Origin of the sequence: Actinoallomurus acaciae, assembly GCF_042429965.1 — a bacterium.
Classification (GTDB): Bacteria; Actinomycetota; Actinomycetes; order Streptosporangiales; family Streptosporangiaceae; genus Actinoallomurus; species Actinoallomurus acaciae.
The window spans coordinates 1-5,310 of sequence record NZ_JBHLZP010000539.1 but is presented as its reverse complement, the minus strand read 5'-3'; the positions used below and the strand labels follow the sequence as shown (position 1 = coordinate 5,310).

6 protein-coding genes are annotated in these 5,310 nt (G+C 70.9%); 1 reads left to right on the top strand and 5 read right to left on the bottom strand.

The features are described 5' to 3' along the window. Positions 1 to 198: 198 nt before the first annotated feature. Entirely contained in the window at positions 199 to 393 is a 195-nt protein-coding gene (locus tag ACFFNX_RS41210; RefSeq protein ID WP_378211622.1) for a helix-turn-helix domain-containing protein, read from the top strand. Here ACFFNX_RS41210 and ACFFNX_RS41205 read toward each other — a convergent pair. The 5 genes from ACFFNX_RS41205 to ACFFNX_RS41185 are packed head-to-tail and all read right to left on the bottom strand — an operon-like array spanning position 383 to position 4,921. Continuing rightward, a complete protein-coding gene (locus ACFFNX_RS41205) occupies positions 383 to 1,372 on the bottom strand; it encodes a branched-chain amino acid ABC transporter permease (RefSeq protein ID WP_378211621.1) in 990 nt (329 codons plus the stop codon). The two genes, ACFFNX_RS41210 and ACFFNX_RS41205, sit on opposite strands and share 11 nt — an antisense overlap. Beyond that, on the bottom strand, positions 1,369 to 2,232 hold the full coding sequence (locus ACFFNX_RS41200; RefSeq protein WP_378211620.1) for a branched-chain amino acid ABC transporter permease: 864 nt from the start codon (positions 2,230 to 2,232) through the stop codon (positions 1,369 to 1,371). The genes ACFFNX_RS41205 and ACFFNX_RS41200 overlap by 4 nt, the downstream gene beginning before the upstream one ends. Position 2,233: 1 nt before the next feature. Next, the gene (locus ACFFNX_RS41195) at positions 2,234 to 3,475 is read right to left on the bottom strand and encodes an ABC transporter substrate-binding protein (protein WP_378211619.1); all 1,242 of its coding nucleotides are present in this window, start codon (positions 3,473 to 3,475) and stop codon (positions 2,234 to 2,236) included. Between the two features lie 11 nt (positions 3,476 to 3,486). After that, a complete protein-coding gene (locus ACFFNX_RS41190; protein ID WP_378211618.1) occupies positions 3,487 to 4,179 on the bottom strand; it encodes an ABC transporter ATP-binding protein in 693 nt (230 codons plus the stop codon). After that, positions 4,166 to 4,921, bottom strand: a complete 756-nt coding sequence (locus ACFFNX_RS41185) for an ABC transporter ATP-binding protein (RefSeq protein WP_378211617.1) — start codon at positions 4,919 to 4,921, stop codon at positions 4,166 to 4,168. The genes ACFFNX_RS41190 and ACFFNX_RS41185 overlap by 14 nt, the downstream gene beginning before the upstream one ends. Positions 4,922 to 5,310 lie beyond the last annotated feature (389 nt).

Genomic DNA, 5,310 nt, shown 5'->3' with positions numbered 1-5,310 from the left:
CGAAGAGGTGCTCAAGGGCGCCGACATGGTCTTCGTCACCGCGGGTGAGGGCGCGAGGGCGACGGCGCCGGCGCGGACGGCCTGGGGTTCGTCGGGCTGCTGATCGGCGAGGGCGGCGACACCGGCGCGTTCGTCGAGCGCACGCTCGGCCCGGTCATCGCCTACGACGAGCGCCGGGGAACGGCGCTGACGCGGACGATGGCGATCTACTTCGGCACCGGGGGCAGCCTCGCGCGTACCGCCGAGCGGCTCCACATCCACACCAACACCGTCACCCAGCGGCTGGAGCGGATCGGCCGGCTCATCGGCGCCGACTGGCAGCAGGCCGACCGGGCGCTGCAGATCCAGCTCGCGCTGCACCTGCACCGCCTGCGCGGCAGCCTCACGCTCTGACCGGCTCGCCGTTCTCCCTCTCGTCGACGGGTACGGCGGCGGGAGCGCGACGGTCGGCGGTCAGCCACGCGACGGTGCCCCAGATGCCGCGCCGGAAGACCAGCACGGTGACCGCGAACACGGTGCCGGTGACGATGCCGGTCTCCTCGAAGCCGGCCGTGGACAGGTAGTCGCCCAGCTCGACGATCAGGCCGGCGCCGATCACACCGCCCCACAGAGTGCCGATGCCGCCGAGGACGACCATCATCACGACCTGGCCCGAGGTGGTCCAGTAGACCTCCTCCAGCGAGACGAAGCCGTGCCCGACGGTGAACAGTCCCCCGGCCAGCCCGGACAGCGCGGCGGACAGCACGAACGCCAGCAGCTTGTACCGGTCGACCGGGTAGCCGAGCGCGCGGGCGCGCGCCGGGTTGTCGCGCACCGCGACCAGCACCCGGCCGAACGGCGAGCGCACCACACGCCAGGCGAACCACAGCCCGAGCACGGCGATCGGCAGGCCCGCGTAGTAGAAGAAGAACGGGTCGGACAGGTCGACGCCGAAGAAGTCGCGCGGGATGCCCTGCAGCCCGTTCTCCCCGCCGGTCAGGCCGCGCCACTGGTTCGCGACGAAGTAGACCATCTGCGCGAACGCCAGCGTCACCATGGCGAAGTAGATGCCGGTGCGCCGCACCGACAGCCAGCCGATCGGCACCGCCAGCACGGCCGCGGCCAGCGCGCCGCCCAGTATCGCGACCGGGAACGGCAGCCCGCTGTGCAGGGCGATCAGTCCGGTCAGGTACGCCGAGGCGCCCCAGAACGCCGCGTGCCCGAACGACAGCAGCCCGGTGAAGCCGAGCAGGATGTCGACCGCCACCGCGAACAGCGCCCAGCAGACCATGTCCATCGCGACCGGCGGATAGATCATCCACGGCAGCGCGAGCGCCACCAGCAGGCCCGCGGCGAGCAGGACGGGCCGGGCGGCCAGCCTCTGGAGGATCACGCGACTCCCTCCTCGCGTCCGAACAGCCCGGCGGGCCGCCAGAGCAGGACCACGACCATGAGGATGAACACCAGCGTCTGCGACAGCGACGGCACGTAGAAGTTCGTCACGGCGGTGAGCACGCCGACCGCGAAGCCGGACACCACCGAGCCGAAGATCGAACCGAGTCCGCCGATCACGACCACCGCGAAGACCGCGATGATCAGGTCCGATCCCATCAGCGGGTTGACCGCGCGCATCGGCGCGGCCAGCACCCCGGCGAGCCCGGCCAGCGCGACCCCGGCGCCGAACACCGGGGTGACCCACCGCCCGACGTCGATGCCGAGCGCGCGGGTCAGCTCCGGCCGTTCGGTGGCGGCCCGGACGATCATCCCCGCTCGCGTACGGGACAGCACGTACCAGACCACCAGGCAGGCGACCACGGCGACGCCGAGCACGAACACCCGGTACGAGGGGTAGGAGAACAGCCCGAGGTTCACCGAGCCGGACAGCGCGGACGGGCGCGGGTACGGCTGCGACTGCACGCCGTACTCCCGTTTGACCAGGTCCTGCAGGACGAGCGCGATCCCGAAGGTGAGCAGGAAGTTGTACAGCGGGTCGAGCGCCGCGAGCCGGCGGACCAGCAGGCGCTCGACGACGACGCCGACGAGCCCGAGCGCGACCGGAACGACGGGCAGCGCGATCCAGAAGCTCACGCCCCAGTGGTCCAGCAGCACGTACGCGCCGAAGGCACCGAGCATGTAGAACGCCCCGTGCGCGAAGTTGACCACGCCGAGCATGCCGAAGATGACCGCCAGGCCGAGGGCCAGCAGGGCGTAGAACGCCCCGCTGACCAGGCCGTCGAATGCCTGCTGCAGCATGTCAGAGCCGGCAGGCCGGGTCGGCCGGCTGGAAGGCCTGCGCCGCCGGGACGGTCTTGAGGATCTTCTCGTAGTCCCAGGGCTCCTTGACCTCCGCGGACGGCTTGACCTGGGCGAGGTAGGCGTCGTGCAGCAGGAGGTGGTCCTGCGCGCGGATCTGGGCGTTCTTGGCGAACACGTCGCCGAACTTGTAGCCCTCCAGCTGCTTGACCACGGCGTCGGACTTGTCGGTACCGGCGCGCTGGACCGCCTCCAGGTACTGCAGGGCGGCGGAGTAGTTGGCCGCGTGCGCGAAGGTCGGCCGCTTGCCGGTCCTGGCGAGGAACCGGTCGGCCCACGCCCGGTTGTCGGGGCTCGCGTTCCAGTACCAGGCGTCGGAGAACTTGGTACCGGCGAGCGCGTCCGGGCCGACCGAGTGGATGTCGGTGAGGAACATCAGCCCGATGGCCAGGCCGATGCCCTTCTTCCTCAGCCCGTACTCGTTGTACTGCTTGACGAGGTTGACCAGGTCACCACCGGCCTGCATGGCGCCGAGCACCTGCGGCCTGGGGTTCAGCCCGGGCGCCTTGAGCAGGAACGTGGAGAAGTTGTCGCTGGGGAACGGCGTCGGGTCGTTCTTGACGATCGTGCCGCCGGCGCCCTTGATGGCGGCGCTGAAGCTCTTGGTCATGTCCTGCCCGAACGCGTAGTCCGGGTAGATGATGTACCAGTTCTTCGCGCCGTCCCTGGTGACGGTCTCGCCGGTGCCGTGCGCCAGCATGTAGGTGTTGTAGCCGTAGTGGAACGTGTACCTGTTGCACTGCGCGCCCTCGAGCGCGGTGGTGCCCGCGCCGATGTCCATGAAGATCTTCTTTTTGGACTTGGCGATGTTCGCGACCGCGAGCGCGGCCGAGGAGGTCGGCACGTCGAGGATGATGTCGGCGTGCTGCCGGTCGTACAGCTCCTGGGCCTTGGAGCTCGCCACCTCGGGCTTGTTCTGGTGGTCGGCGGTGGTGACCTCGATCTTCTTGGCCACGGCCTTGTCGCCGTACTTGGCCTTGAAGTCGGCGATCGCCATCTTGACCGCCTCGACGCTGGCCTTGCCGGACAGGTCGGCGTAGACGCCGGACTGGTCGTTCAGCACGGCGATCTCGATCTTGCCATCGCTGATCTTCCCGCCGCCTCCGCCGGGTCCGCCGTTGCATCCGGCGGCGAGCAGTGCCACCCCGGCGGCCAGCGCGACCGTACGGCCGAATGGTCTCATCGCGTTCTCCTTCAGATTCCGAGGTAGCCGAGGAGCTCGTGCTCGCGGGCCCTGACCTCGGCGTTGTCCATCGATTCGGCGATCCGGCCCTCGGCGAGCAGGTAGTGCCGGTCGGCCACAGTGGCGGCGAAGTGCACGTTCTGCTCGATGAGCAGGACGGTGACGCCCTGGTCCTTGACGTCGCGCAGGATCCCGCCGATCTGCTGGACGATCAGCGGGGACAGGCCCTCGGTGGGCTCGTCGCACAGCAGGAGCCGCGCGCCCGTGCGCAGGACCCGTGCCAGCGAGAGCATCTGCTGCTCTCCGCCGGACAGCCTGGTACCCGGCGACCGCCGGCGTTCGCGCAGGCGGGGGAAGGTCTCATAGACCTGGTCCAGCGACCACGGCTTCGGCCCGGCCACCGGGGGCAGGAGGAGATTCTCCTCGACCGAGAGGTTCGCGTAGATCCCCCGGTCGTCGGGGACGTAGCCGAGCCCGCGCCGCGCCCGCCGGTGCGGGGCGAGGCGTGACACGTCCGCGCCGAGGAACTCCACGGTGCCCTCGGCCTGGGCGTGCAGGCCCATGACGCAGCGCAGCAGGGTCGTCTTGCCGGCCCCGTTGCGGCCGACCAGCGTGACGATCTCGCCCTCGCCGACCTCCAGGGACACCTCGCGCAGCGCCCGCGCCTCGCCGTACCAGGCGGACAGGCGGTCAATCCGAAGCATCGGCGTCTCCCAGGTAGGCGGCGACGACCCGGGGGTCGCGACGGATCTCGGCGTACGGCCCCTCGGCGAGGACACGGCCCGACTGCAGGACGGTGACCTTGTCGGCGAGCGAGGCGACGACGTTCATGTTGTGCTCGACCAGGACGACCGTGCGGCCGTCGCGGACGCGGCCGATCAGCTCGACGGTGGCGTCGACGTCCTCGGCGCCCATGCCCGCGGTCGGCTCGTCCAGGAGCAGCACCTTCGGGTCCAGGGCGAGGGCCAGCGCCAGTTCCAGCGCCCGTTTGTGCCCGTACGAGAGCGCGCCCGCGTGCGTCTCGGCCAGGTCGGCGAGGCGCACCTGTGCGAGCAGGTCCCGCGCGGTGTCGCCGAACCGGCGCAGCAGCTTGTCCGAACGCCAGAACCGCCAGCCGAGCCCGGTGCCGCCCTGCAACGCCAGCTCGACGTGCTCACGGGCGGTGAGCTGCGCGAACAGGCTCGTGATCTGGAAGGACCTGGCGACCCCGAGGCGGGCGATCCGCTCGGGCGACCGGCCGGCCAACTCGTGCTCGCCGAACGTGACGCGTCCCGCCGTCGGCCGCAGGAAGCCGGTGAGCAGGTTGAACAGCGTCGTCTTTCCCGCGCCGTTCGGGCCCACGAGCGCGTGCACGCCGCCTTCGGGGACGTCGAGGTCCACGTCGTCGACCGCGCGGAAGCCGCGGAACTCCTTGGACAGGCCCCGGGCGCAGAGAACCGCCGCCATCCGCTCTCCTGTTTCGCCGTTGTCATGTCGTTCGTTGACCGGGAACCCTAGGACGCGGTCCGGTGGCCGACCATGTGCCGCGAACACACATTCGGCCGCGGAGAGACGTTCCGCTCCTCCATAGGGGCCCGATCACCACGGCCGCGACCGCCGGGTCCGTACCGCCCATCGGTGGCTGATGTGGGCCACGCACACCTCCGGCGGCGCGAAAGTGTGGCGGCGGCCGATGGAACGCGGCCGCCCGCGCGGTGACGATTACGGGCGTTCTCGGGGGGCGCCGACGACGCAGGGAGCCTCCATGCCGCGTACCCGCCTCCTCACCGCGCTGGCCCTGGGGCTCGCGCTCGCCGCGTCACCGGTCGCCGCGACCGCCGGCGGCGCCTCCCCCC